Consider the following 24,322-nt stretch of genomic DNA (forward strand, 5'->3'; position numbering starts at 1 on the left):
ACGCCGCTCCCCGAGGCGGCCTGAACGCCGCTCCACACTCCCACCGGCAGGCCGCACCGCCCGCCGCCCCTGAGCCACGCGACCCGTATGACCGGCATCCACCTGCCACCAGGCCTGGCACCCGGTCAGGCCCCCGACCCCCAGACGCTGCGCACCGCCATCGCCATCGACCAGGTCGCGGCGCTGCAGCCCGTGGCCGAGGCGACCGAATCGAACGTCCAGAACACCACCGGCCAGGCCATCCGCCACAGCGCGCTGGCCGGCGGCCCCAATGCCATCACCGGCCAGGGCGCCCTGCTGCCGGGCGCATCGACGCAGGAATCGCTGAGCGCCGCGGCGCGCGCCATCCTGGCCGTGATGGACGGTGCCGAAGCCCGGCCGGTGCGGGGCAATGCGTCGCTGCTGCCCGCGGCGCCCACGACGGCATCGGCGCAGGCTACCGCCGCGGCGCTGGCCAATGCGGTCGGCCAGAGTGGCCTGTTCTATGAATCGCATCTGGCGCAGTGGGTGGCCGGCGCGCGCGGGCTCGCCAGCCTGCGCCAGGAGCCGCAGGCGCAGGTTGCGGTGCCAGGCCGGCCAGCTGTCCCGGCCGGCGCAAGCCAGGGCGCCGCAACCACGCCGCCGTCGCTGCAGCTGACCTATGCCGGCAGCGGCGCGGGGGCAGAACCGGCGCGGCCGTCCATGCCGCCGCTGCTGCCGGCGTCGCAGGTGCTGGCCGAAGCGCTGGCGTCGGCCGGCAATCCGCGCGTGGCCCACAGCCATGCGGCAGCCGAGCAGGCGCTGCGGCAAGGCACCTCCACCACGGCCGTCTACAGCCACACCGCCGCCGAGCCCGCGGCGCAGCGTCCCTCGGCCGCAGCGCTGGCCACACAGGCCTACCAGTCCACGGCCGAGGCCGGCGCGCGCATGGCCGCACTGGACAGCCTTGCCAGCCAGCCACAGCGCGCATCCGATGGCGGTGCGCAGGCCGCCACGGCGGATGCCGGCCGGCCGGCGGCCGCAGGTCCGGCCATCCATCCCGCCACCGAAGGCGTGGTCCGCCAGCAGCTGGAGTTGCTCGCCACGCAGCAGTTCCGCTTTGCCGGCGAAGCCTGGCCAGGCGTGCCGATCGAATGGGAACTGCTGCGCGCGGAGGCGGACGCCGCTGCCGGCCATGGCGAAGCCGCGCGGCCGTGGTCGAGCCGCCTGCGGCTGCAGCTGCCGAACCTTGGCGTGGTCGAAGCGGTGCTGACCCTCGGCCCTGGCGGTCTCGACGCTCGTGTAGCCACGCCCGAGACCGACGTGGCCGCGCGCCTTATCGCGGCGCGGCCGCAGTTGCGCGGCCAGCTCGAGGCGCATGGCATCGCCGTGCAGCGGCTGAGCGTGCAGACACAGGACAGCCTGGCGCAAGGCGGGATGCAATGAGCGACACAGCACAAGAACGCGGGGCGGCGATCGCGCTGTCGTACCAGCACAGCGACAAGGCGCCGCGCGTGGTGGCCAAGGGCTATGGCGTCGTCGCCGAGGCCATCATCGCGCGCGCCCGCGAAGCCGGCGTCTATGTCCACGATTCACCGACGCTGGTGAACCTGCTGATGCAGGTCGACCTGGACAGCCACGTGCCGCCGCAGCTCTACGTGGCGGTGGCCGAATTGCTGGCGTGGATCTACCAGCTGGAATCCGGGCTGGAGCCCGGCGCGCCGGGTCCGGGGTAGGCCCGGGCCCGACGGCAAAAGCCCCCGGCCGCTTGCGCGCGCCGGGGGCTTTTTCCGTCGGGCGAGGCACTGGCCTCACACCGGCATATTCATCATCTCCTGATAGGCCGCCACCAGCCGGTTGCGCACCTGTACCCCGGTCTGGAACGATACGTTGGCCTTCTGCAGGTCGATCATCACGTCGTTGAGCGCCACGCCGGGCTTGCCCAGCTCGAACGCCTCGGCCTGGCCGTAGGCGCGCTCCTGCGCGGCGTTGATGCGGCCGAGCGAGCGCTGCAGCTCGCCGGCGAAGCCGCCGCCGACCGGCGCCGCGGCCTGCCCTGCGGCGTTGCCGGAGGCAACCTGGGACATCCCGCGCAGTTGCTGCAGCATGCCCTCGATGGAAGAGATAGTGGTCATGGGTCGTGATCGGCCGGTGGTCCGGCCCGGTTGGTCGTAAGGCGCACCGTTGGCGCCGGTTGGCCGGTTCCCGGCCTGGGACGGGCCCGCGCCAGGCGGATCCGGGGCCAGTTTCAGCCCTCGCAGCGTACCCGCCGCCGGCCTCGCCCCATGGACCGAAATCGGCCGGAAAACCGGGTCTATTCGCCGCATTGTCTCCCTCAAGTCTGGCCGATCATTGCCACCGTGCCGCAAAAGCGCAGGCCAGCGCGCCTGCCCTGGTGCCCGCCTCGCGCCGGGGCCGGCCGATCCACAGACAACCATCGATTCGGGAGTACGCGTGTTTTCTCTGCAGCGCAATGTGAGCCGCACGGCTAGCCGTGCCGCGAGCCGGGCCGACAACCAGGGCGAGCCGCAGCGCGGTTGCCGTCGCGCGCCTGGCCGCGCCGCCTCCGGAGCACGCGCATGACCGCGGCAGTGGCACTGCCCGGGCGTCCGGCCGAAATGCTGGAGCGCCTGAAGGCCAACCCCAGATTACCGCTGATGCTGGGCGGCGCGGCCCTGGCCGCGGCGATCGCGGTGGGCGTGCTGTGGTCGCGCGGCCCGGACTACAAGGTGCTGTACAGCAACCTGTCCGAGCGCGACGGCGGCGCGGTGCTGCAGTCGCTGCAGCAGATGAACGTGCCGTACAAGTTCGCCGAAGGTGGCGGCGCGGTGATGGTGCCGGCCGAGAAGGTGCACGAGACGCGCCTGCGGCTGGCCTCGCAAGGCCTGCCCAAGAGCGGCACCGCGGGCATGGAACTGATGGACAACCAGAAGTTCGGCATCAGCCAGTTTGCCGAACAGGTCAACTACCAGCGCGGGCTGGAGGGCGAGCTGGCGCGCTCGATCGAATCGATCGCCGCGGTGCAGTCCGCGCGCGTGCACCTGGCCATTCCCAAGCCGACGCTGTTCGTGCGCGAGCGCCAGAAGCCTACCGCGTCTATCGTGCTGCAGCTGTACCCGGGCCGCGCCATCGACGAAGGCCAGGTCGCGGCGATCAGCCACCTGGTGTCGTCGAGCGTGCCGGAGCTGACGCCCAAGTCGATCTCGATCGTCGACCAGCACGGCAACCTGCTGTCGAACACCGGCAACGAGCGCATGCTCGACGCCACCCAGCTCAAGTACGTGCAGGCGCTGGAGCAGAACTACCTGAAGCGCATCGAGGCGATCCTGACGCCGATCGTCGGCAAGGACAACGTGCGCGCGCAGGTCACCGCCGACGTGGACTTCTCCATCGTCGAGCACACCGACGAGAGCTACAAGCCCAACCAGGACCCGACCCGCACCGCGATCCGCAGCCAGCAGACCAGCGAATCGACCCAGCAGGGTGCAACGCCGCCGGGCGGCGTGCCCGGCGCGCTGTCGAACCAGCCGCCCGCTGCCGCCGCCGCGCCGGTGACCACGCCGCAGACGCCGCGCGCGGGCCAGGCGCCGGGCCAGGCCGGCGCGCCGGCCCAGGGCCAGCCCGGCCAGGCCGCGCAGGGCGCCACCACCACCGCGTCCAGCGGCCCGAGCAGCAATCGCCGCGACTCCACTGTCAACTATGAGCTGGACCGCTCGGTGCGCCATGTGCAGCAGGCCCCGGGCGGCGTGCGCCGGCTGTCGGTGGCGGTGGTGGTCAACTACCGCCAGCAGGCCGATGCCAAGGGCAAGCTCGTCGCCGAGCCGCTGCCGCCGGCGCTGCTGGCGCAGATCCAGAACCTGACCAAGGAAGCGATGGGGTTCTCGGCCGATCGCGGCGACTCCATCAACGTGGTCAACAGCCCCTTCACCGCCGAGCGCGAGAAGGCCGAGCCCGAACTGCCAATGTGGAAGCAGCCCGAGATGATTGCACTGGGCAAGAGCCTGGCCGGCTACCTGCTGCTGGCACTGCTGGCGCTGTTCGTGTGGTTCAAGGTGGCGCGCCCGATCCTGCGCCGCTACACCGCGCCGCCGTTGCCGGCGCCCGAGCCCAGGGACGAGACCGAGGCGGTGCTGCTGCCGCCCGAAGAGCCGGCCAATCCGGAAATCCTGCGGCTCGCCGCCAAGTATGAAAGCGACCTCGCGCTGGTGCGCGACGCCGCCCAGCGCGACCCCCGCCTGGTCGCCAGCGTGATCAAGAACTGGATTAGCAATGACAACCGCTAAGGGCATCTCTGAATCCGGCCTGCAGAAGAGCGCGGTGCTGATGATGGCGATCGGCGAGGATGCCGCGGCCGAGGTGTTCAAGCACCTGTCGCAGCGCGAGGTGCAGGAGCTGGGCTCGGCCATGGCCACGCTCAGCTCGGTCACCCGCGAGGAAATGGCCGAGGTGCTGGGCGAGTTCCGCGCCGAGACCGAGCAGTACCTGGCGCTGAACGTCGATTCCAGCGCGTTTATCCGCAGCGTGCTGAACAAGGCGCTGGGCGAGGAGCGCGCGCAGTCGGTGATCGAGGACATCCTGGAGTCGCGCGATCCGGGCGGCGGCATCGACTCGCTGAACTGGATGGACGCCACCGCCATCGCCGAGCTGATCCGCGACGAGCACCCGCAGATCATCGCCACCATCCTGATCCACCTGGACCGCCAGAAATCGTCCGAGGTGCTGGGGCTGTTCACCGACCGCCTGCGCAACGACGTGATCCTGCGCATTGCTACCTTCGGCGGCGTGCAGCCGGGCGCGCTGCAGGAACTGACCGACGTGCTGACCAAGCTGCTGGCGGGCCAGAGCCTGAAGCGCAGCCGCATGGGCGGCGTGCGCACCGCGGCCGAGATCATCAACCTGATGAGCACCGCGCACGAAGAGGCGGTGATCGACGGCGTGCGCCTGCACGACGGCGACCTGGCGCAGAAGATCATCGACGAGATGTTCCTGTTCGAGAACCTGCTCGAGGTCGACGACCGCGGCATCCAGCGCGTGCTCAAGGAAATCGCCACCGAATCGCTGATCGTCGCGCTCAAGGGCGCGCCGCAGGAGCTGCGCGACAAGTTCATCCGCAACATGTCGACCCGCGCCGGCGAGATGCTGCGCGAGGACCTGGAGGCGCTGGGCCCGGTGCGCGTGTCGCAGGTCGAGGCCGAGCAGAAGGCCATCCTGCAGGTGGTAAGGCGCCTGGCGGATGCTGGCGAAGTGCAGATCGGCGGAGGCGACGATGCCTATGTCTGAGGCAGACCCCGAGCGCGGGGCCGGGCGCCGCGGCCTGGGCGCCGAACCGCTCTCGTCCCTGGGCGGCCATGGTGCCGCCACCGGTGCCGGCGGCTTCGCGCCGTTCGAGCCGCCGCGCCGCGCGCGTGGCGGTGCCGGCTGGCAGCGCTGGCAGATGGGATCGCTCGATTCCCGGCATGCCGAGCCGCTGGAGACGCTGGCCGCCGTGCCGGCCGAACCCGCGCCGCCGCCGATCGATTTCGCCGCGCTCGACGCGATGCGCGAGGGCGCGCGCAAGGAAGGCTACGCCCAGGGCTACACCCAGGGCCAGACCCAGGGTTACGGCGACGGCCATCGCGAAGGCTATGCGCGCGGGCTGGAAGCCGCCCGCAACGAGGCCGCGCAGCTGCAGGCGCTGGCCGGCAATTTCCGCAGCGCGCTGAGCAACGTCGACGACGCGGTCGCGCACGCGCTGGTATCGCTGGCGCTGGACGTGGCGCGCCAGCTGGTGCGCACGACGCTGGCGCAGGACGCCGCGGCGCTGCTGCCGGCGGTGCGCGAGCTGCTGACCAGCGAACCGGCGCTGTCCGGATCGCCCACCCTGCTGCTGCACCCGGACGACGTGGCGCTGGTGGAAGCCCATCTGCAAGGCGAACTCGCCGCCGCCGGCTGGACCGTGCGCGCCGATCCGTCGGTGGCGCGCGGCGGCTGCATCGCCAGCGCCGCCAGCGGCGAGCGCGACGCCACGCTGCCCACGCGCTGGACCCGTGTGGTGCGGGCGCTGGGCCGCGACGATCCGTGGGAGCCGCCGCATGCCTGACACCGCGCAGGACACCCACCACGTCGCGCACGACCATGCGCAACACTGGATCGGCGCGCTCAACGGCGCCGCCGCCGGCATCGCCCGGCTCGACAGCAAGCGCAGCTGCGGCCGCCTGACGCGCGCCGCGGGGCTGGTGCTGGAAGCCGTGGGCCTGCGCCTGCCGGTGGGCAGCGATTGCCTGATCGAGCTGCCCGCCGGACAGTTCACCACCGACAGCAACGCCCCGCGCACCGCCGAGGCAGAAGTGGTCGGCTTCGGCGCCGACCGCCTCTACCTGATGCCGCAGTCCGACGTGGTCGGGCTGCTGCCGGGCGCGCGCGTCTACCCGCTCGAGCCGTCGCCGCAGCCGGCCGGCACCACCGCGCCGCGCGAGCCGGGCTCCAAGCGCCTGCCGGTCGGCGCCGGGCTGCTGGGCCGCGTGCTGGATGCGGCGGGCCGCCCGCTGGACGGGCTCGGCTCGCTCGCCGCGGCGATGGAAGTGCCGCTCGCCGGCGAGCAGATCAACCCGCTGATGCGGGCCCCGATCGAAACCGTGCTCGACACCGGCGTGCGCGCCATCAACGGCATGCTGACCGTCGGCCGCGGCCAGCGCATGGGACTGTTCGCGGGCTCGGGCGTGGGCAAGAGCGTGCTGCTGGGCATGATGGCGCGCTATACCAGCGCCGACGTGATCGTGGTCGGCCTGATCGGCGAACGCGGCCGCGAGGTGAAGGAATTCATCGAGAACATCCTGGGGCCGGAGGGTCGGCGCCGCTCGGTGGTGGTGGCCGCGCCGGCCGACTGCTCGCCGCTGCTGCGCATGCAGGGCGCCGCCTATGCGACGCGGCTGGCCGAGTATTTCCGCGACCAGGGCCAGCACGTGCTGCTGATCATGGATTCGCTGACGCGCTACGCCATGGCCCAGCGCGAGATTGCACTGGCGATCGGCGAGCCGCCCGCCACCAAGGGCTATCCGCCGTCGGTCTTCGCCAAGCTGCCGACGCTGGTCGAGCGCACCGGCAACGGCCCCGAGGGCGGCGGCTCGATCACCGCGTTCTACACCGTGCTGACCGAAGGCGACGACCAGCAGGACCCCATCGCCGATTCCGCGCGCGCCATCCTGGATGGCCACATCGTGCTGTCGCGCAGCCTGGCCGAAGCCGGCCACTATCCGGCCATCGACGTCGAGGCCTCGATCAGCCGCGCCATGACCGCGCTGATCCCGCATGAACAGTTCGGCTCGGTGCGCCGCTTCAAGCAGCTGATGTCGCGCTACCAGCGCAACCGCGACCTGATCAGCGTGGGCGCCTACGTGCCGGGCAACGATCCGGAACTGGACCTGGCGATCCAGCTGCATCCGCGCATGGAAGCCTTCCTGCAGCAGGACATCCACGAGCGCGCCGGCTACGCCGACGCCATCGCCGCGCTGCACAGCCTCTTCGACAGGAGTGAACATGCTCAAGCATTCACCGCTCAACACGCTGGCTGACCTGGCCCAGACCGACACCGACGCCGCCGCGCGCGAGCTCGGCCGGCTGCAGGGCCTGCGCACGCAGGCGGAACTGCAGCTCAACCAGCTCACGCAGTACCGCCAGGAATACCGCGAGCGCATGCAGGTGGTGGCGGCACAGGGCATCACCTCCAGCCGCTGGCAGGACTTTTCGCGCTTCCTCGATTCACTGGACCAGGCCATCCGCCAGCAGGGCGCGGCCCTGGCCAAGGCCGAGGCCGACCTGCTGGCCGGCCGCAACCGCTGGCAGCACCAGAAGCGCCGCCTGAACTCGTTCGACACGCTGATCGCGCGCGCGGAGGCGAAACAGGAACAGGTGGCCGCGCGCCGCGAGCAGCGCGCCAACGACGAATACGCCGCCCGCCTGGTCCGCACCGCGGCCGGCCGCCTGAGCGAAGCCTGAACGATGCCCGGACGGCAACCACCCGCCGGGCCACACCGTAGCGAATCCCCATGATCGATATCAGCCAGATTGTCAGCAGCGCCGCCAACGCGGTGGAAGGCGCCCGGCGCGCCAGCGCCGACGCCGCCACCAGCGGCTTCCGCGACGCGCTCTCGCAGGCGCGCGACAGCCACCAGGCCGCCGCTCCGGCGCCCGCCGCCAGGGAGACGGTCGCGCGCGACAAACCCGCGGCGCGGCCAGCGTCAGCACAGGCAGACGCCGGCAAGCCGCAACACACCGCCGCCACGGGCAAGAAGGCCGCTGCCGGCGAGAAGGATCAGGACCAGGAAGACGCCGCGGCGGCAACGCCGACGGATGCAGCCGCCGCCGCAGCCGCCGCATTGGCGCTGATGCGTCCCGCCGCCGCGCCAGCGAACCCCGCGACCGTGCCAGCCGGCGCCGCAGGCGCCGCTGTCGCCGGCATGGCCGACACCGGCAGTGCCGCGGCCTTGCAGGCGGCGCTCAGCGGCGCCACCGTGCCGAACGCCACCGCGCAAACCCAGGTCCAAGCCGGCACCACGGCAGCCCCTGCCGACGGCACCGCATTGGCCGACCCGTTGCAGGCGGTCACCGCCGAATCGCGACCGGCGCAGCCGTCGGTCGCCGACACGCTGGCCACCATCGCCTCGCAACGCGCGGCGCTGCAGCCCGGCAGCGCCGGCACCGATGCAAAAGCCGGCGCCACGCCCACCGTTGCGGGCGACGCGCTGGCGCTCCGTCAAGCGGACCTGCCGGGCCAGGACACCGGCGCCTCCGCGGGCGGATCGGGGCATCGCCCCGACAGCGGCCTCGGCCAGCATCGCGCCGATCCGCTCGCCGCCAGTCCTGCCGCGCCGGATGCCCGCCCCGCCGCCGGCCAGTTCGCTGCCACGCAAGCCGCCGCGCGCGCCGGCGAGACCGCTGCGGCCACTCTCGACAGCGCCCCTGCGGTGGCCGCCACGCTGGCCGGACAACCCGCTCCGGCCGCTGCCGCCGCTGCCGCCAGCCGGCCCGTGGTCGCCCCGCCGCTGTACGACAGCCAGTGGCCGCAGGCACTGAGCCAGCAGATGATCCGCCTGGGTACGCAAGGCCAGCAAAGCGCCGAACTGCAGCTGAACCCACCTGACCTGGGGCCGCTGAAGGTGGTGCTGAACGTGGTCAACGACCAGGCCCAGGCGCAATTCGTCTCGCCCCACCAGGCCGTGCGCGCCGCGGTCGAAGCCGCGCTGCCGCACCTGCGCACCGCGCTGTCGGAAAACGGCATCCAGCTGGGCCACACCTCGGTGGGCGCCGATGGCTTTGCCAGCCAGGCCGGCAACGGCAACGGGCAGCAACAGCAGGCGCCGGGGCACGGGCGCGGACAGGCCGGCTTTGGTGGCGCTGCGGTGGCGGCGGCTGAGGCGGGGCCAGGAGCCAGCGCCGCGGCACGGCCCGCGCGCGTGCTGGGGCGGGGAGAGATTGATACGTTTGCGTGAGCGCGCGCTGGATGTTTGCTCCCCTCTCCGGCTTGCGGGAGAGGGGCGGGGGTGAGCGCGGGCGCAGGCATACCGCCGCACCTCACTTCGTCGATGCACCGGCCCTCTCCCCGGCCCTCTCCCGCAAGCGGGAGAGGGAGTACACCGCTGGTGTTGGAAGGCCTATGGTGCTTCGTCATACCTCTGGTTTGCTCCCCTCTCCGCTGCGGGAGAGGGGCGGGGACGAGGGCAGGCGCCAGCATACCGCCGCGCATCACTTCGTCGATGCGCCGGCCCTCACCCCTACCCTCTCCCGCGAGCGGGAGAGGGAGTACACCGACGCGGCACACGGCCGACGGAACACCTTGAAACGTTGAGGAGGTGCGGCTGGCCTTGGTAAACATTATTGATTACCATACAAGCCTCTGTTGACGTGGGAGGAATTCCAATATGCTTCGTTTCCCCGCCAACATCGTCCCCGACGGCGATGGCTTTGCGGTCTCGTTTCCCGATATCCCGGAAGCCCTGACCAGCGGCGCCACGATCGAGCAGGCCCAGGAGATGGCCGCCGATGCGCTTGCCACGGCCATGGAGTTCTATTTCGAGGATGGCCGCCCGGTGCCGCTGCCGTCGAAGGCCGGACGCGGCCAGCATCTGGTCGAGCTGCCAGCCAGCATGTCGGCAAAGGTGCTGCTGCTCAACGAGATGATCGCGCAGGGGGTCACGCAGGCGGAGTTGGCACGCCGCCTGCGTACCCGCAAGCAGGAAGTCCAGCGCATCGTCGACCTGGATCATGCGACCAAGATCGACACGATCGAGGCCGCGTTCCGGGCGCTGGGAAAGCGGCTGGAACTGAAGGTCGCCTGAACGCGCCAAGCTATCGCAGGACCCTCTCCACCATGACGTTCGACCTGTTCGACGACCTGCCCGAAGACAGCGCCGCCACCCCCGCCATCGAATCCCTCGCCGACGGTGCCGTCGTGCTGCGCGGCGCGGCGCGAGCCAATGCCGACGTGCTGCTCGCCGACGTGCAAACCATCGTGGCGCGGGCCCCCTGGCGGCACATGGTCACCCCCGGCGGCCTGAAGATGTCGGTGGCGATGACTAACTGCGGCGCGTGCGGCTGGGTCTCCGACGCGCGCGGCTATCGCTACGACGCGGTCGACCCGCTGAGCGGGCAAGCATGGCCAGACATGCCCGCGAGTTTCCGCGAGCTCGCTGCCAGCGCGGCGGCGCAGGCGGGCTTCGCCGGATTTGCGCCGGATGCCTGCCTGATCAACCGCTATGTGCCGGGCACCCGCCTGTCGCTGCACCAGGACCGCGACGAGCGCGATTTCACCGCGCCCATCGTCTCGGTGTCGCTGGGGCTGCCGGCGGTGTTCCTGTTCGGGGGCATGCGCCGTGCCGACAAGCCGCAGCGGATACGGCTGGCGCATGGCGACGTGGTGGTGTGGGGCGGGCCGTCGCGGCTGGCGTTCCACGGCGTGGCGCCGCTGGCCGATGGCGATCATCCGCTGCTGGGGCCGCTGCGCATCAACCTGACGTTCCGCAAGGCGCGATAGCCGCCTGCCTGGCCTTGGCACTTTGCCGGGGGTTTTCTACAGTCAATGGACTGCCCCGAACGCCACCGTGCAAAGGACCCTCCCATGCATCTCGACGGCTCCTGCCATTGCGGCGCGGTCCACTTCTCGCTCGAGTCCGATTCGCCCTGCCCTTACATGCATTGCCATTGCTCGATCTGCCGCAAGACCGCGGGCGGCGGTGGCTATGCCATCAACATCGGCGGCGATGCCGCCACGCTGCGCGTGCGCGGGCGCAAGTACCTCGGCGTCTACCATGCCGTGCTGCGCGAGCCCGGCAAGCGCGCGCGGCGCTCGCCGGCGCAGCGGCATTTCTGCGTCAAGTGCGGCAGCGCGCTGTGGCTGTGGGATCCGCGCTGGCCCGAGCTGCTGTATCCCCATGCCTCGGCCATCGATACGCCGCTGCCGCGCCCGCCGGAGGTGGTGGAGGCCTCGCTGGAGTCCGTGGCGCCATGGGTCGATGTGCCGCGCGGCAAGGGCCATGTGCACTGCGACACATGGCCGGAAGAATCGCTGGCCGACTGGCACAAGCGGCACGGCCTGCTGTCGCGCTGAGCGGGTCGGAGGCGATGTGAACGTTTTATCGCCTGCGCGCGCGTGACGTGCTGGCGTTGGACCTGTACGACCGCTTCAGCTGGGGCGACGTGCCCTGCTTCCAGATCAACGAAGCGTTCCGAGCGCCCGCGCCGGGCGCTCGTCGCGACGTCGTCGCTTACGCGGGCAGGAAGCCTTCGACCGTCAGGTAGCGCTCGCCGGTGTCGTAGTTGAAGCCCAGCACGCGCGCGTTGGGCGGCAGTTGCGGCAGCTTCTGCGCAATCGCGGCCAGGGTCGCACCCGACGAGATCCCGACCAGGATGCCTTCCTCGCGCGCGCAGCGGCGCGCCATCTCGCGCGCGGGTTCGGCGTCGACCTGGATCACGCCGTCCAGCAACGCGGTATCGAGGTTCTTCGGGATAAAGCCCGCGCCGATGCCCTGGATCGGGTGCGGCGCCGGCGCGCCGCCGGAAATCACCGGCGAGGCCACCGGCTCGACCCCGAACACCTTCAGCCCCGGCCATTTTTCCTTGAGCACCCGCGCGCAACCTGTCAGGTGGCCGCCGGTGCCGACGCCGGTGATGAGCGCGTCGAGTCCTTCGGGGAAATCGTTCAGGATTTCCTGCGCGGTGGTGCGCGCATGCACGTCGGCATTGGCCGGGTTCTCGAACTGCTGCGGCATCCACGCGCCCGGGGTGGCGGCGACCAGTTCCTCGGCGCGCGCGATCGCGCCCTTCATGCCTTTCTCGCGCGGGGTCAGGTCGAAGGTGGCGCCATAGGCCAGCATCAGGCGGCGGCGCTCGACCGACATGCTGTCGGGCATTACCAGCACCAGCTTGTAGCCCTTGACCGCGGCCACCATGGCCAGGCCGATGCCGGTGTTGCCCGAGGTCGGCTCGATGATGGTGCCGCCCGGCGTGAGCACGCCGCGACGTTCGGCGTCCTCCACCATCGCCAGCGCGATGCGGTCCTTGATCGAAGCTCCGGGGTTGCTGCGTTCGGACTTGATCCAGACCTCGTGGCCGTTGCCGAACAGCCGGTTGATGCGGATATGCGGGGTATTGCCGATCGTCTGCAGGATGTTCTGGACCTTCATCGTGTTCTCCGTGACGGGTGCGATGCAGCAAGCCTGGCGGGCCGCGCAGCGCAGGATCGAATGACCCCGCCGATTTTAGTGCAAAGCGCCGGCGGGGCCGCTCGCGTATGATCGAGGCCGCCGCGCCTTGCCCCCGCTTGCTCCGGCATCCGCCTCACATCCCCGCTTTGCCCCCCTTGCATCGATGCCTGACCACCTGCTGCTGCCCTCCCTGCTGATCTTCGGACTTGGTGGCTTGCTCGGCGCGGTGGGCGGGCTGTTCGGCATCGGCGGCGGGCTGATCGCGATTCCGGCGCTGGGGCTGCTGTTCGGCATGGACCAGCAGCTGGCACAGGGGACCGCGCTGGTGATGATCGCGCCCAACGTGCTGATCGGCTTCTGGCAATACCGCAAGCGGGCCGGCATTGCGCTGCGCACGGCGGTGGTGCTGGGCTTGTCGGCGGTGCTGGCGACCTGGCTGTCGGCGCGCGCGGCCACCGCGATGGACGCGCAGCTGCTGCGGCGGATCTTCGCGCTGTTCATGATCGGCATGGCGCTGTACTTCCTGTGGCGGCTGCTGCCGGGGCGCGCGGTGACCGCGCCGCAGGCGCGGCTGTCGGCGCGCTGGATGCCGCTGGTGGGCGTGGCCGGCGGCTTGTTCTCCGGCTTCTTCAGCGTGGGCGGCGGCGTGGTGGCCGCGCCGGCGCTGGTCGGCCTGTTCGGGCTGCGGCAGGCGGCGGCACAGGGCCTGGCTCTGGCGCTGGTGACGCCCGGCGCGGTGGTGGCGCTGGCAACCTATGCCCATGCCGGCCAGGTCGACTGGGCCCGAGGCATGCCCCTGTCGCTGGGTGGCATGCTGACCATCTCGTCGGGCGTGGCGCTGGCGCACCGGATGCCAGAGCGCCGCCTGCGCGCCCTGTTTGCGGTGTGCCTGATCGCCACCGCGGTGGTGATGCTGGTGCGCGGCTGAATCCGGCGACTTTTGCCAATGCCGCCAACCCCGTGCGGCGCCTTACTTGCGCAGCACCAGGCAGAAGTTGTTGGCCGGCATCGGCACCGGCTCGTCGCAGCGCAGGCCCTGCGCCGCGCCCAGCGCGATCACGGCCTCCATGTCGCGCACGCCCCAGTCAGGATCGGTGGCGCGCAGCTGTGCGTCGAAGGCGGCGTTGCTGGGCGCGGTGTGCGCGCCGCCGCGGCGGTAAGGGCCATACAGGAACAGCACGCCACCGGGCCCCAGCAGCTTGCCGGCGCCCGCGAACAGCGCCTCGGCCGCGGCCCACGGGGCGATATGGATCATGTTGATGCAGACCACCGCAGCGGCGGCGTCGATGCCCCACGGCTGGCGGCAGACATCGAGCGCCAGCGGCGCGCGCACATTGGCGAGGCCCGCGTGCGCGGTCCAGGCCGCGATCGATGCGCGTGCGGCCGCGTCCGGATCGCTCGGCTGCCAGGTGATGCCGGGCAGCGCCGCGGCAAAGTGCACGGCGTGCTGGCCGGTGCCGCTGGCGATTTCGAGCACGGTGCCGCTGGCGGGAAGCACCTGGCGCAGCACCGCGAGGATGGGCTCGCGGTTGCGCTCGGTGGCGGGCGCCATGCGGCGCGCGTCGGGGTCGTGGGTCGGGCCGGTCATGATGGCATGCGCAGGCGGTAGCTGGGGAACGGGCCTAGCGTAGCAGAAATGGCGCGCGGCCTGCCGCCGCGCGCCGATCCGCCGGTCAGCCCGGCGTGCACGGGAACGCCTGCGCCACCGACGGCCGCAGCGCCGCCGTGGTCGGGCTTTCCTCGCCGCTCGCCAGCGTGTTGTCGGTGAACTTGCAGCCGTAGGCCGGGCTGGCCACGGTGGCGGCATCCAGCACTTCGTCGCCGCCCGGTTTCACGCCGTTCTGCTCCCAGTTGACCATGTCGTCGAAGGCCCTGGCCTGCTCGGCCACGGTGAAGTCGCAATGGCTGACGCCGCGGATGGCGCGCTGCACCAGCCATTGCGCGGTGCCGTTGGCATCGGCGCGGCGCTTGTAGATCTGCTCCATGCTGAACGGCACGTACATGTCGCCCAGCGTATGCAGTGTCACCACCGGCACGCCGATGCGTGCATTGGTCCTGGGGATCCAGCGCAGGCCGTCGCTGCGCGCACGGTTGGCCTCGGCGCTGCCGCTGACGCGGAAGATGCCCGCGTTGAACGCCTGCTCCGCCGCCGACTGCGCGGGGTCATTGTCGAACTGGAAGGTGATGCCGGTGGTGTTGACCACGTTCTGCGTCAGGATGCCGTTGACCGAGCCGTCCTGGCCGAAGGTGCTCCACACCGCGTCCTGCAGCCCCTGCGCGCCCGGGCCGCCGAAGCCCCAGTCGAACAGCGGCCGTTGCCCGCCGGTCAGGTTGCGCACGATGGCCTTGAGGGTGTCGCCCTGGGCCGTGGTCTGGCCTGGGTAGGTGGTGAACAGCGCGGCGCGTACCGCGGGCGCGATCTGCGCCCAGTTGGCCGCGGGCCACGCCGTCGCCGGATAGCCCGCCAGCTGCTGCGCGGCGGTCTGGTAGGCGCCGAAGTAGTTGAACAGCTCGGTATCGCCGAGCACGCCGCACATCGGCACCGCGCCGTGGTAGCGCACCTTGTGGTTGGCGGCCTGGATGTTCTCCTCGTCGACCGCCGCGGCCGAGACATGGCCGCCCATCGAATGGCCGACGATGTAGAGGCGCGACGGCGCCGCCAAAGTGCGCCCGTTCTGCGCGGCAATGCGCGTGAAGGCCAGCGCCAGCGCGTTGGTGTCTTCCAGGCCGGCGCGCACGTCATAGTAGTTCCTGGCATAGCTGGATGCGGCCCACGCGTACCCGTTCGCCAGCAGGTGCCGGCGGATGCTCGGCAGGGTCACCGACAGCGCCGCGCCCGTGCCCGCATAGCCGTGGGCATACATCACCAGCCGGCCGTTCCAGTTCTTCGGCACCTCGATGCGGTAGCCGGCGCCGTCCTGCACGCCCCACCAGCGGTCGGCCTCGGGCGCGCCGGCCAGCGCCGCGAACGGCAGCGTGGCCGCATCCATGGTGAAGGTGCGGTCGTCCTGCGGGCGCTTCTCTTCGGCTTGCGGCGGCGGCTTCTGCGCCGGCTCGTCGTCATTGCCGCCGCAGCCGTACAGCAGCGTGGCGGCGAGGCAAAGCATCGCGGCTTTCCCGACAGCTCGTTTCATGCCTGGTCTCCTTGTTATGCGGTTCTTGTTGTCCTGGCTGATGGCGCGCCGGCGGCGAAGTGCCGTGGCCGGCGCCCCCACCACTGTAGGACACGGCGACGCAAGCCGCATGGAGGCCATCCTCGACGCGCTGTGGCCGTTGCAACGGATGCGGGTTAGCCCCGGCTCGCCTGAACCGGTGCCGCGTGTTAGCGGACCACAGTCGGATATCGACGTCCGTGCCCCAATGACAACGGCGGGCCGAAGCCCGCCGTTGTCATGCCTACGCGCAGTCCCGCATCAGGTCCTGGCGAGCCTGATGCCGGTGGGATCGCCGGTCAGGTAGCCGACCGCCGCGCCAAAACGGTCCTTGTAGTTGGCGCGCACCAGCGGATCGAGCTGCGCCTTGACCTTGTCGTGCAGCGGGGATTCCCAGTCGCCGACATGCTGGAAGTTGCTCATCACGTAGGTCCAGCCATTGATCTCGTCGACCGCATGCAGGCCGGTGGACTCGGCGCCGGCCGGGCACGACAGCACGCGGCTGAGCACCTTGGTGTCGACGTTGTACGCCCACAGGAAGTTGTTGACGTGGGTGTTGCTGTCCTCGCCGACGAACAGCGTGCGCAGCTTCTCCGAGAACTTCAGGTTGTCCGGCGTGGCCACCTTGTCGGGATTGGCAAAGTTGCCCAGCGCATCCTGCTGCTTCATCTTGCCGCCACCCAGGTCCTCGCTGATCAGCGCAGGCACCGCGGCCATGTCGACCGGCACCCATTCGCTGGCCATCGCCGTGCCGGTCTTGTCGGCCTGGCCGCCCTTCAGGTTGAGCTCATAGACTGCGCCGGAATACGGGCCTTCCACCTGGATGTCGCCAGCATTGGCGGCGTTGCCCGCCAGCATGCTCGACTCGATGCGCGACATCGCCGAATAGGCCTTCTTGTCCTTGATGTTGACGGTGGTGCCTTCCATCTTGGTAAAGCCCAGGCTGCCGCCGACCAGCGCGGCATAGCGGTGCGTTTCCAGGAACGCCGCGGCCTTTTCCATGCCCGGCACCAGCTTCACCCAGTTCTGCCTGCCGCTGTAAATGATGCGGGTGTAGCTGGCATCGGCCGGATCGGCGGTCTTGACATCCATGATGTCGGCCAGCCGGATGCCGCCGTCGACCAGCGCGCGGATCTCGGCGCTGGTGGCGTGGCCCAGCCGGATCCACGACAGCGTGGCACTGCCCGGGCCGGTGCCCGAGGTCTGGTGCCACTTGGCCACGTAGAGCGTGCCGGCGGACAGGTCGCGCGCTTGGTCGGCGATAAACAGGAACAGGCCGCCGTTGGTGGCATCGTCGCCCATCAGCACGGTGCGCTCGTCCGGCATGACCTGCACCAGCTCGTGCGAGATGCGGCCCAGGCAGTAGTGCTTCCTGATGGTGCCGGTGCCGTCCGGGTGCACCGTGACTTCGGGCAGGTGGCCATAGTTGTAGGCGTTGGCGCGGGCCGGGTCGCCGTACAGGTTGCGGCTGTAGCCCTGCAGCTGCGTGACCGCGTTGGCGTCCACCAGGTCGGTCTCGTACTCCTCGCTCGACAGGTGCGTGTTCCACGGCGACAGGCTGGCGCCGCAGGTAATCCACAGGCCGTTGACGCCCGAGGTGTCGACGTTGTGGTACTTGACGGGGGTCAGCTTGCCGGTGGCCGGGTCCTGGTCCAGCGTCAGTACCGCGATCGGCGACGGCAGCAGCCCGTACATGCTGGCATTGCCCTGGTTGCGCGAGGTGTATTCGAACTGCACCACCGCGAACACCGTGTTGCCCTTGACGCCCGGCACGGTGGGATTGGCCAGCGTCAGCAGCGAGCTGCCGTCCGGCGCGTCGGAGAAGAACTGGCGCTCCTTGCCGGCGACCGAGGTATCGATGATCGGCTGGTTGTTGATGTCGTAGTAGCCGCCGGCCACGATGGTGCCGCCCTTGCCGTCGGGCAGCGTGTCGCCGGTGACGAAGAAGGGCTGGTAGGCCAGCTTGTAGGTCTGGCTGCTGCCGTCGCTGAAGGACACCTTGAGGCTGGAGCCGACCGTGGTGGTCGCCATGGCCTCGGGCGTGGCCAGCGTCGGCGCGCTCATCGGCACGAACTCGGCGGTGGTGAAGGTGGCGGCCGGGCCCGGCGCGGGCGCCGGCGCCGGCACGACCGCGGCGTCATCGCCGCCGCCGCAGCCTGCCAGCAGGCTGGTGGAGGCGAAGCCGAGCGGCAGCATGGGTGCGCCGGCCAACAGCTTCAGGGCCTTGCGACGGCCAGCATTGGGTTGTTCGAGCATGTTTTCGATCCGGGGAAAGGAAAGGGATGGTTCACTACGTGTTTGCGCCAGTCCCGGGGGGCGGAACCAGGCACCTGTTGCACAGGCGGGCGGCGGGCGTCATCGCGCACGTCCGGGGCGCATCGTAGGCGCCGTTTGTGACACCAGGTTGACGATGCAACACAAATTGGTGCGGCTTGATGCACGTCCGGTTCGCTGCGGTACACTGCCGCCTTGCTTCCGCGGCCCGGCCGGCGCGGATTTCCGTACCGTTCCTGCGCCGCTTGCCCTTGCCCACCTACACGCTAGCCAGCCCCGTCCACGCCGAGATCGAGATCCGCAAGAGCCGCTTCCTGGCGCTGGCGCTGCCGGTTGCCGACCGCGACGCCGCCATGGCCACGTTGCAGGCGCTGCGCGCCGAGCACCCCACCGCCACCCATGTGTGCTGGGCACTGCTGGCCGGCGGGGCCTCGGGCATGTCAGACGATGGCGAACCGTCCGGCACCGCGGGGCGGCCGATCCTGGAAGTGCTGCGCCATCACGACCTCGATGGCGTGCTGGCGGCGGTGGTGCGCTACTACGGTGGCGTCAAGCTGGGAGCTGGCGGGTTGGTGCGCGCTTACACCGATGCCATCGCCGCGGCCCTGAAAGGCGCCGAACGGGTCGAGCGCATCGCCTATGGCACGATGGCCGTCGCGGTCGACTACGCCGACGAGCCGCGCGTGCGCCGCTGGCTGGACTACGAGGCGCCCGCGGGCTGCACGCTGGCCGAGACCGGCTACGGCGCGCTCGCGACGCTGGTGCTGCGCATGCCCGCGACGCAGCTCGATGCCGCCCGCGATGCCTTGCGGGACGCCACCCATGGCCGCGCCCAGTTCCCGCAGGCGGAGGACGACAGCCATGGCTGACACGGAGCGCGCGGACGAAAGCGCCGAATTCACCGCACAGGTGCTGCCGGGCTCTACCCGCTTCGCCGCCCCGGCGGCGCTGAGCCTGCTGGAGGCAGCCTTGCTCGAAGGCGTGGCGCTGCCCAATTCGTGCCGTAACGGCACCTGCCGCGCCTGCGCCAGCCGGCTGCACGCGGGGACGATCCGCTACCGGATCGAGTGGCCGGGGCTGAGTCCGGACGAGAAGGACGAGGGCCTGATATTGCCCTGCGTGGCTTGTCCGGAGAGTGATGTGGTGATTGAGCCTGTCAGGCTGGGGTAGGGCGTCAAGGCCGGCTTACCCCCCAACTGCCAGAAAAAACCGCAACGCCAGCTTCAGCCCATCCGGCCCCGCCGGGTCCGAGAACGCCTGCCCGCCGGGGCCGCCGCTCCAGGCGTGGCCCAGGCCTTCCACGCGCACCAGCTGCAGGTAGGGGGACCTGCCGTCGTACCAGTCGAACACGTCGATGGCGCGGCGCATGCCGCGCTGGATGCGCCGTGCCGGCACGCCGGCCAGCGGCGGGGTGCCTTCGGGCTGCAGATGCATCCACATGCCGGCCGCGGCAGTGGCGTTGCTGAAGTCGACCATGTGGTCGGCATCGCCATGCAGCAGCAGCAATGGCGGCGGTCGGCGTCCGGCAAGGCCGAAGCGCAGCGCTTGCATGGTCTTGGCGTCGGGCCCGCGCTGCCCGCGCATGGCGCGCGTGGCCTGTGCGGCATTGCCGGCGCTCCAGGGCACGGCGCCCGAGTGCGAGCCCACCGCGGCGAAGCGCGACGGATAGCGCAGCCCCAGCATCAGTGCCATCACACCGCCGGCGGACAGGCCCAGCACGCTGACGCGGTCCGCCGCCACCGGATATCGGCGACAGGTCTGCTCGATCAGCGTCAGCAGCAGCCCGGCTTCGACGGCGCCCTGCGCCGCGGGCCGGAACCAGTTCCAGCAGCGCTGCGCATTGGCCTGCGAACTCTGCTCGGGCAGCAACACCACCCAGCCGGATTCGCGCGCCACCGCGGCGGCGCGCGTGACCGCGGCAAAGCTGGCGGCGTCCTGGCCGCAGCCATGCAGCAGCACCAGCATCGGCGCGCGGCGCGACGCGGTAACGCCGGCCGGCACGAAGATGCGGTAGCGGCGCGGCGCCAGCGGCGCGCCCCACGTGCCCTCTTCCCAGCGCCCGCTGCCACGGCTTTGCGGCGCCGCCACCGGCGACACCACGCCCGACAAGGCCCGTTGCGTGGCGGCGGTGACTGCAGCGGATTGCTTCACTGCGTTGCGCACGATGGCCTCGGTCATCGGCTTGGTGAGGTTCTTGTTGACGGCGCGCTGCATCTGGCGCGCCTGGCGGGTGGCGGCCTTGTTCAGCGTGGACCAGAGTTTCGCGCCGGGTGAGCGGGGCATGCGGCTTCCTGTGCAAGGGATCACCGCCACATGATATGCGCTGTGGCCGACGCAACTTGCATGCAACGCGCGCCGGATGTCTGCCTACAATGCAAAGACCGTGTCGCCCCAGACACGAACCGGAGGCAAGCATGAGCGATGTGACCAGCGAGTTCAGGCCCCTGGATCCGGGCCGCATCAACCTGACGGATCCGCTCGAAGTGCAGTACTGGTGCAGGGAGCTCGGCTGCAGCACCAGCGACCTGGAAAACGCCGTCGACCAGGCCGGCGATCATATCTCGGCGGTGCGCGCGCAGCTGGAACAGCGGCACGCGGGCGCGCGCCCCGGCTGACATCCTCCCACCCTGGCGGGATGCCAGCGCGCCGCGTCGCGCCCGGCTGGCGTCCTAGCCCCCCAGGTTGAGCGCCTTGGGCAGCCGGATCTGGATGAACTCGCTGTCATCCGGCATCTTGCTGCCGACATGCCGCCCCACGCTGAACGGGAAGTTGTTGTCGTCGATCACCAGCAGCGTGGTCGCGTCCAGCACCAGCACGTCTTCGATGGTGTTGAACGGCATGCCGAACGGATCGCCCAGCGCCACATCGCCCGGGGCGCCGCCGGCGCTGATGCCGGACGGGTCGCGCAGCGCCATCAGGTTGGCCAGTTCAGACTTGGCGACGTAGTCGCCCGCCTTGCCCAGCTTTACCTGGAACAGCTTCTTGAAGCCGTTCGGGTCGCCCTGCGAGCCGTCGCGCTCGATGACAATGCCCTCGCTGGCGTTGAACAGGATGAAATCGCCGATATTGGTGCCCTTGTCGTCGAGCCGGTACTTGTATTGCACCCCGGTGTACCGGCGCGTGGCGATATCGAACTCCGAGATCAGCAGCGTCTTGCCGTCGTGGCCGGCCAGCGGCAGTTCCAGCAGCGGATAGAGCTTGCTGCCGTCCGGGCTGATCGCCATGCCCTCGAAGCCGCCCGAGCGCTTCGCGCGCATGGGGTTCGACGTCACGGTGGCACGGTACGGCCAGTACAGGCCCGCCATCCACGGCGTGTTGGCGCCGGCCTCGTCCTGCATGTTGGTGCCGTCGTCGCTGTTGGCCGCGTCGCCATAGATCGGGAAGTCGCCGAACAGGTACACCGTGCGGATCGCCGGGAACTTCTCCTGCACGCGCAGCAGCGTGCGGAAATCGAAGCTCTGGATATCGGCGCGCTGGGCCATGCCGGCGGTACTGATCACGCCCGCCAGCGTGTCGGCCATCTGCTCGGCGCCGACGGTGCGGTCCTTGTAGACGTTGCCCTTGCCGTCCTTGTCGCTGCGCGGGTTGAGCTTGGTCTCAAGATTGAAGCGCACCGCCTGCGCGTTCTTCACGCGCTGCGCCGCCTGCGGATGGCCCTGGCCGGCGCCGCTGCTGTAGTACGCCACATAGGCGCTCACCAGGTCGAACACATCCTGCGCGCGCGGCACCACGTACGGGCTGGCGTAGCCCTTGCCGGCCGCCAGCGCCGCCGACACCGGCGACAGCGCGGCATCGTTGCGCTGGCTCGGGCCGCGGAACAGCTTGTCGCAGATATAGGTGGACTGGATCTGCGCCGCGGTCAGGTTCTTGATCAGCACCTCGTCGGCGGTGCCGTAGGGCGCGCCGTCAGCGCGGCGGCACTTGACCGATTCGATATAGGGATCGTGCTTGAGCACCGCGACGCCGTCGGCGGTGATGCCGACATCGGTCTCCAGCGTGGTCATCAGGTTGTCCAGCGCGGCCTCCATCGCCGGCAGGGTGTTCTCCGGGCGCAGGTCGCGCGCGCCGCGGTGGCCTTGCGCATCGAACTTGGCGGCATCGATCCGGCCATCGGCGGTCAGGTAGTCGCCGGCCTTGCCGTCGCCGTTGGCATCGTAGGCCGCGACGGCCGCGTAGAGCAGGTCGGGCCGGTCCGAGATGATGCCGTTGACGCCGGCCTTCAGCAGCTCGGTCATCCTGGCGCTGTCGTTGACGGTCCAGGTCACCACGCTGTAGCCGGCGGCCTTGACCGAGGCCAGGTCGAGCGTGTCGGACACTGCCGGCGCCAGCCCCGGCTGCGGGTTGCTGCCGCGCGCGTAGTGCGCGTCGGGACTCGACTTGACGCCGTTGGCGTCGTACTTGAGCTGCACGTGATACGGCGCGAACACCGGCGCGCGGGTGCCGCCATGTGCGAACGCATGCGCGCGCACCGCGTTCATGATGCGCACCGGCGTGGCCTCTTCGTTGAACGGGTTCTGCGGCGAGCGGATCTCCTTGCCGGGGTTCTCGAAGTCCGGCAGCGGGATCGGCGCTTCCAGCAGCACGCCGTTGGCGTCGGTATGCAGCAGGAACGGGCCGAACTCATCGCCGAACCACAGCGTGCCGTCGCCGGCGCGCTGCATGCTCTCGATATCGAAGTCGGCGCCGGTCAGCACGCGCTCGCTGGTGAACTGGTTCGCGATGGCAAACTTGACATGCCGGTTCGGATCCTTCAGCTCGATAAAGCTGCGCACCGCCACGCTGCCGGTGCCGCCGGCCGCGGTCTTGAACGTGGGCGCCACCGTGTAGACGCGCAGGTTGAAGTCAGCCGAGTTCTCCAGCGAACCATAGCCGTTGTCGGCCATCACCATGAAGCTGCCGTCCGGGTTGCGCAGCACCGCCGAGAAGCCCTGCACCGGCTGCGAAGCAAACGGCGCGGTCTGCCCGTTGAGGTCGCCGGTGACATAGCGCCCCGACTGCGGCCCGCTGGCAAAGGTGGCGGCGGGCAGCACGGCGCGGCCCACCAGCGTGGGCGCGCTGACCGTGGGCGAGCCGTTGTCGTTGTCGTTATCGTCGCCGCCGCATGCCGCCAGCAGCAAGGCCGCCACCGCGGCGCTGGCCAGTGCCGCGCGGGTCCGGCGCGAAGGGAAGACGCTCAGGCGCATTGCAGGTTCCTGGAGTTGGGCAATGCGCCATGGTGGTAGGCCGATATGTCGGCTTGATGTCGCTTGCGTGACAGCATGAGCGACACGCATCAATCGCGCACCGGCATGCAGCCCTTACTCGCGTTAAGCGCAGTGCAGACCGGAATTCAGCAATGCCTTATTCGCAGGCTGGCAGTTTTGCTGCATGATTTCCGGCCCGGGCCCGGGTCCGGCACTCAAGACTGGGACAGATCGATAACACCACGTCGGAAAACAAGGGGTTTACCAACACGAGGACGCATCGACACATGAACACCAAGCTGCCGCTTTTCACCCTCTGCGCCGCCTTGCTCGCACCGGCCGCATGGGCCGGCAACGAACCGCACTGGAGCTACACCGGCCCCACCGGCACCAGCCACTGGGCCGAGCTGGACCAGGCCTACCAGACCTGCGCGCTGGGCAAGCACCAGTCGCCGATCGACATCCGCACCGGCAAGGCGCGGCCGGCGGACCTGAAGCCGATCGGCTTCGGCTACGCCGCGGCACCCGGCACCGTGGTCAACAACGGCCATACCGTGCAGGTCAACCTGCCGGCGGCGGGACAGATCGAACTGGACGGCGTGCCATACAAGCTGTTGCAGTTCCACTTCCACACGCCCAGCGAAGAGAAGATCAACGGCAAGACCTATCCGCTGGTCGCGCACCTGGTGCACCAGAACGCCGAAGGCAAGCTGGCGGTGGTGGCCGTGCTGTTCAAGTCGGGCCGCGAGAACGCCGCGCTCAGGCCGGTCTTCGCCAGCCTGCCGGCCCATGCCGGCGAATCGCGCGAACTGGCCACGCCGCTGGATGTTGCGGCGTTGCTGCCGGCGCAGCAGGCGTACTGGTCTTTCACCGGTTCGCTGACGACGCCGCCATGCAGCGAGGACGTGCGCTGGCAGGTGCTGAAGACGCCGGCGGAAGTGTCGCCGGCACAATTGGCGGCGTTCCGGAAGCTCTATCCGATGAATGCGCGGCCGGTGCAACCGCTGAATGGCAGGACGGTGCAGGCGAGCCGCTGAGGAACCTTGTAAGGCTGACGGATTCCCAACACCGATTGTGT

General features: G+C 70.3%; 23 protein-coding genes. 16 read left to right on the plus strand and 7 right to left on the minus strand.

The window, feature by feature from the left end; genetic code table 11:
• The first annotated feature begins 87 nt into the window (after positions 1 to 87).
• Entirely contained in the window at positions 88 to 1,404 is a 1,317-nt protein-coding gene (gene fliK / locus A3AG_RS0111620; RefSeq protein ID WP_018005561.1) for a flagellar hook-length control protein FliK, read from the plus strand.
• The gene (locus tag A3AG_RS0111625) at positions 1,401 to 1,694 is read left to right on the plus strand and encodes an EscU/YscU/HrcU family type III secretion system export apparatus switch protein (protein ID WP_018005562.1); all 294 of its coding nucleotides are present in this window, start codon (positions 1,401 to 1,403) and stop codon (positions 1,692 to 1,694) included. The genes fliK and A3AG_RS0111625 overlap by 4 nt, the downstream gene beginning before the upstream one ends.
• Before the next feature lie 75 nt (positions 1,695 to 1,769).
• Here the strand turns inward: A3AG_RS0111625 and fliE are convergent, their stop codons facing one another.
• Complete coding sequence (gene fliE / locus A3AG_RS0111630) at positions 1,770 to 2,093, minus strand: flagellar hook-basal body complex protein FliE (RefSeq protein ID WP_018005563.1); 324 nt, start codon at positions 2,091 to 2,093, stop codon at positions 1,770 to 1,772.
• Positions 2,094 to 2,537: 444 nt separating this feature from the next.
• On the opposite strand from fliE, the gene fliF reads away from it, so the two are divergent.
• The 9 genes from fliF (at position 2,538) to A3AG_RS0111680 (ending at position 11,539) form a co-directional block, all read left to right on the plus strand.
• Positions 2,538 to 4,241, plus strand: a complete 1,704-nt coding sequence (gene fliF, locus A3AG_RS0111635; RefSeq protein ID WP_018005564.1) for a flagellar basal-body MS-ring/collar protein FliF — start codon at positions 2,538 to 2,540, stop codon at positions 4,239 to 4,241.
• A complete protein-coding gene (gene fliG, locus A3AG_RS0111640) occupies positions 4,228 to 5,238 on the plus strand; it encodes a flagellar motor switch protein FliG (protein WP_018005565.1) in 1,011 nt (336 codons plus the stop codon). Before fliF ends, fliG begins: the two co-directional genes overlap by 14 nt.
• Entirely contained in the window at positions 5,225 to 6,037 is an 813-nt protein-coding gene (gene fliH / locus A3AG_RS0111645) for a flagellar assembly protein FliH (RefSeq protein ID WP_018005566.1), read from the plus strand. The genes fliG and fliH overlap by 14 nt, the downstream gene beginning before the upstream one ends.
• Positions 6,030 to 7,508: a flagellar protein export ATPase FliI gene (gene fliI / locus A3AG_RS0111650; RefSeq protein WP_018005567.1), complete on the plus strand. Its 1,479-nt coding sequence runs from the start codon at positions 6,030 to 6,032 to the stop codon at positions 7,506 to 7,508. Before fliH ends, fliI begins: the two co-directional genes overlap by 8 nt.
• On the plus strand, positions 7,474 to 7,932 hold the full coding sequence (gene fliJ, locus A3AG_RS0111655) for a flagellar export protein FliJ (protein ID WP_018005568.1): 459 nt from the start codon (positions 7,474 to 7,476) through the stop codon (positions 7,930 to 7,932). The genes fliI and fliJ overlap by 35 nt, the downstream gene beginning before the upstream one ends.
• Before the next feature lie 50 nt (positions 7,933 to 7,982).
• Positions 7,983 to 9,425 carry a flagellar hook-length control protein FliK gene (locus tag A3AG_RS0111660; RefSeq protein WP_018005569.1) on the plus strand — a complete coding sequence of 481 codons (1,443 nt, stop codon included), beginning with the start codon at positions 7,983 to 7,985 and terminating at the stop codon, positions 9,423 to 9,425.
• Positions 9,426 to 9,854: 429 nt separating this feature from the next.
• The gene (locus tag A3AG_RS0111670) at positions 9,855 to 10,271 is read left to right on the plus strand and encodes a type II toxin-antitoxin system HicB family antitoxin (RefSeq protein WP_018005571.1); all 417 of its coding nucleotides are present in this window, start codon (positions 9,855 to 9,857) and stop codon (positions 10,269 to 10,271) included.
• A 32-nt stretch (positions 10,272 to 10,303) separates the two neighbouring features.
• Positions 10,304 to 10,966, plus strand: coding sequence for a DNA oxidative demethylase AlkB (alkB, locus tag A3AG_RS0111675; RefSeq protein ID WP_018005572.1), 663 nt, complete (start codon positions 10,304 to 10,306; stop codon positions 10,964 to 10,966).
• A gap of 84 nt (positions 10,967 to 11,050) precedes the next feature.
• Positions 11,051 to 11,539, plus strand: a complete 489-nt coding sequence (locus A3AG_RS0111680; protein WP_026164122.1) for a GFA family protein — start codon at positions 11,051 to 11,053, stop codon at positions 11,537 to 11,539.
• 157 nt (positions 11,540 to 11,696) lie between these two features.
• Here A3AG_RS0111680 and cysK read toward each other — a convergent pair whose 3' ends face one another.
• Positions 11,697 to 12,614: a cysteine synthase A gene (cysK, locus tag A3AG_RS0111685; RefSeq protein ID WP_018005574.1), complete on the minus strand. Its 918-nt coding sequence runs from the start codon at positions 12,612 to 12,614 to the stop codon at positions 11,697 to 11,699.
• Positions 12,615 to 12,798: 184 nt separating this feature from the next.
• Between cysK and A3AG_RS0111690 the strand changes: the two genes are divergently transcribed.
• Entirely contained in the window at positions 12,799 to 13,563 is a 765-nt protein-coding gene (locus A3AG_RS0111690; protein ID WP_018005575.1) for a sulfite exporter TauE/SafE family protein, read from the plus strand.
• A 42-nt stretch (positions 13,564 to 13,605) separates the two neighbouring features.
• Here the strand turns inward: A3AG_RS0111690 and A3AG_RS0111695 are convergent, their stop codons facing one another.
• The 3 genes from A3AG_RS0111695 to A3AG_RS0111705 form a co-directional block, all read right to left on the minus strand.
• Positions 13,606 to 14,223, minus strand: a complete 618-nt coding sequence (locus A3AG_RS0111695) for a DUF938 domain-containing protein (RefSeq protein WP_018005576.1) — start codon at positions 14,221 to 14,223, stop codon at positions 13,606 to 13,608.
• A gap of 85 nt (positions 14,224 to 14,308) precedes the next feature.
• Positions 14,309 to 15,769, minus strand: coding sequence for an alpha/beta hydrolase family protein (locus A3AG_RS0111700; RefSeq protein ID WP_026164123.1), 1,461 nt, complete (start codon positions 15,767 to 15,769; stop codon positions 14,309 to 14,311).
• 279 nt (positions 15,770 to 16,048) lie between these two features.
• A complete protein-coding gene (locus A3AG_RS0111705; protein WP_018005578.1) occupies positions 16,049 to 18,043 on the minus strand; it encodes a PhoX family protein in 1,995 nt (664 codons plus the stop codon).
• A gap of 269 nt (positions 18,044 to 18,312) precedes the next feature.
• Here A3AG_RS0111705 and A3AG_RS0111710 point away from each other — a divergent pair, with 269 nt between their 5' ends.
• Entirely contained in the window at positions 18,313 to 18,930 is a 618-nt protein-coding gene (locus A3AG_RS0111710; protein ID WP_018005579.1) for an IMPACT family protein, read from the plus strand.
• Positions 18,923 to 19,231, plus strand: coding sequence for a 2Fe-2S iron-sulfur cluster-binding protein (locus A3AG_RS0111715; RefSeq protein WP_018005580.1), 309 nt, complete (start codon positions 18,923 to 18,925; stop codon positions 19,229 to 19,231). The genes A3AG_RS0111710 and A3AG_RS0111715 overlap by 8 nt, the downstream gene beginning before the upstream one ends.
• A 15-nt stretch (positions 19,232 to 19,246) precedes the next feature.
• Here the strand turns inward: A3AG_RS0111715 and A3AG_RS0111720 are convergent, their stop codons facing one another.
• Positions 19,247 to 20,344: an extracellular catalytic domain type 1 short-chain-length polyhydroxyalkanoate depolymerase gene (locus A3AG_RS0111720; RefSeq protein ID WP_018005581.1), complete on the minus strand. Its 1,098-nt coding sequence runs from the start codon at positions 20,342 to 20,344 to the stop codon at positions 19,247 to 19,249.
• Positions 20,345 to 20,475: 131 nt separating this feature from the next.
• Here A3AG_RS0111720 and A3AG_RS0111725 point away from each other — a divergent pair, with 131 nt between their 5' ends.
• Positions 20,476 to 20,676 carry a DUF3606 domain-containing protein gene (locus A3AG_RS0111725; protein WP_018005582.1) on the plus strand — a complete coding sequence of 67 codons (201 nt, stop codon included), beginning with the start codon at positions 20,476 to 20,478 and terminating at the stop codon, positions 20,674 to 20,676.
• Positions 20,677 to 20,730: 54 nt separating this feature from the next.
• Here the strand turns inward: A3AG_RS0111725 and A3AG_RS0111730 are convergent, their stop codons facing one another.
• Complete coding sequence (locus A3AG_RS0111730; RefSeq protein ID WP_018005583.1) at positions 20,731 to 23,244, minus strand: esterase-like activity of phytase family protein; 2,514 nt, start codon at positions 23,242 to 23,244, stop codon at positions 20,731 to 20,733.
• 287 nt (positions 23,245 to 23,531) lie between these two features.
• Here A3AG_RS0111730 and A3AG_RS0111735 point away from each other — a divergent pair, with 287 nt between their 5' ends.
• The gene (locus A3AG_RS0111735; protein WP_018005584.1) at positions 23,532 to 24,281 is read left to right on the plus strand and encodes a carbonic anhydrase; all 750 of its coding nucleotides are present in this window, start codon (positions 23,532 to 23,534) and stop codon (positions 24,279 to 24,281) included.
• Positions 24,282 to 24,322 lie beyond the last annotated feature (41 nt).

Source organism: Cupriavidus neocaledonicus (genome assembly GCF_000372525.1).
Taxonomy (GTDB): Bacteria; Pseudomonadota; Gammaproteobacteria; order Burkholderiales; family Burkholderiaceae; genus Cupriavidus; species Cupriavidus neocaledonicus.

What these genes read in the sequence shown, in the direction of transcription:
- fliK (WP_018005561.1), top strand. Translation starts at nt 88, where the DNA reads ATGACCGGCATCCACCTGCCACCAGGCCTGGCACCCGGTCAGGCCCCC.
- A3AG_RS0111625 (WP_018005562.1), top strand. Translation starts at nt 1,401, where the DNA reads ATGAGCGACACAGCACAAGAACGCGGGGCGGCGATCGCGCTGTCGTAC.
- fliE (WP_018005563.1), bottom strand. Translation starts at nt 2,093, where the DNA reads ATGACCACTATCTCTTCCATCGAGGGCATGCTGCAGCAACTGCGCGGG.
- fliF (WP_018005564.1), top strand. Translation starts at nt 2,538, where the DNA reads ATGACCGCGGCAGTGGCACTGCCCGGGCGTCCGGCCGAAATGCTGGAG.
- fliG (WP_018005565.1), top strand. Translation starts at nt 4,228, where the DNA reads ATGACAACCGCTAAGGGCATCTCTGAATCCGGCCTGCAGAAGAGCGCG.
- fliH (WP_018005566.1), top strand. Translation starts at nt 5,225, where the DNA reads ATGCCTATGTCTGAGGCAGACCCCGAGCGCGGGGCCGGGCGCCGCGGC.
- fliI (WP_018005567.1), top strand. Translation starts at nt 6,030, where the DNA reads ATGCCTGACACCGCGCAGGACACCCACCACGTCGCGCACGACCATGCG.
- fliJ (WP_018005568.1), top strand. Translation starts at nt 7,474, where the DNA reads ATGCTCAAGCATTCACCGCTCAACACGCTGGCTGACCTGGCCCAGACC.
- A3AG_RS0111660 (WP_018005569.1), top strand. Translation starts at nt 7,983, where the DNA reads ATGATCGATATCAGCCAGATTGTCAGCAGCGCCGCCAACGCGGTGGAA.
- A3AG_RS0111670 (WP_018005571.1), top strand. Translation starts at nt 9,855, where the DNA reads ATGCTTCGTTTCCCCGCCAACATCGTCCCCGACGGCGATGGCTTTGCG.
- alkB (WP_018005572.1), top strand. Translation starts at nt 10,304, where the DNA reads ATGACGTTCGACCTGTTCGACGACCTGCCCGAAGACAGCGCCGCCACC.
- A3AG_RS0111680 (WP_026164122.1), top strand. Translation starts at nt 11,051, where the DNA reads ATGCATCTCGACGGCTCCTGCCATTGCGGCGCGGTCCACTTCTCGCTC.
- cysK (WP_018005574.1), bottom strand. Translation starts at nt 12,614, where the DNA reads ATGAAGGTCCAGAACATCCTGCAGACGATCGGCAATACCCCGCATATC.
- A3AG_RS0111690 (WP_018005575.1), top strand. Translation starts at nt 12,799, where the DNA reads ATGCCTGACCACCTGCTGCTGCCCTCCCTGCTGATCTTCGGACTTGGT.
- A3AG_RS0111695 (WP_018005576.1), bottom strand. Translation starts at nt 14,223, where the DNA reads ATGACCGGCCCGACCCACGACCCCGACGCGCGCCGCATGGCGCCCGCC.
- A3AG_RS0111700 (WP_026164123.1), bottom strand. Translation starts at nt 15,769, where the DNA reads ATGAAACGAGCTGTCGGGAAAGCCGCGATGCTTTGCCTCGCCGCCACG.
- A3AG_RS0111705 (WP_018005578.1), bottom strand. Translation starts at nt 18,043, where the DNA reads ATGCTCGAACAACCCAATGCTGGCCGTCGCAAGGCCCTGAAGCTGTTG.
- A3AG_RS0111715 (WP_018005580.1), top strand. Translation starts at nt 18,923, where the DNA reads ATGGCTGACACGGAGCGCGCGGACGAAAGCGCCGAATTCACCGCACAG.
- A3AG_RS0111720 (WP_018005581.1), bottom strand. Translation starts at nt 20,344, where the DNA reads ATGCCCCGCTCACCCGGCGCGAAACTCTGGTCCACGCTGAACAAGGCC.
- A3AG_RS0111725 (WP_018005582.1), top strand. Translation starts at nt 20,476, where the DNA reads ATGAGCGATGTGACCAGCGAGTTCAGGCCCCTGGATCCGGGCCGCATC.
- A3AG_RS0111730 (WP_018005583.1), bottom strand. Translation starts at nt 23,244, where the DNA reads ATGCGCCTGAGCGTCTTCCCTTCGCGCCGGACCCGCGCGGCACTGGCC.
- A3AG_RS0111735 (WP_018005584.1), top strand. Translation starts at nt 23,532, where the DNA reads ATGAACACCAAGCTGCCGCTTTTCACCCTCTGCGCCGCCTTGCTCGCA.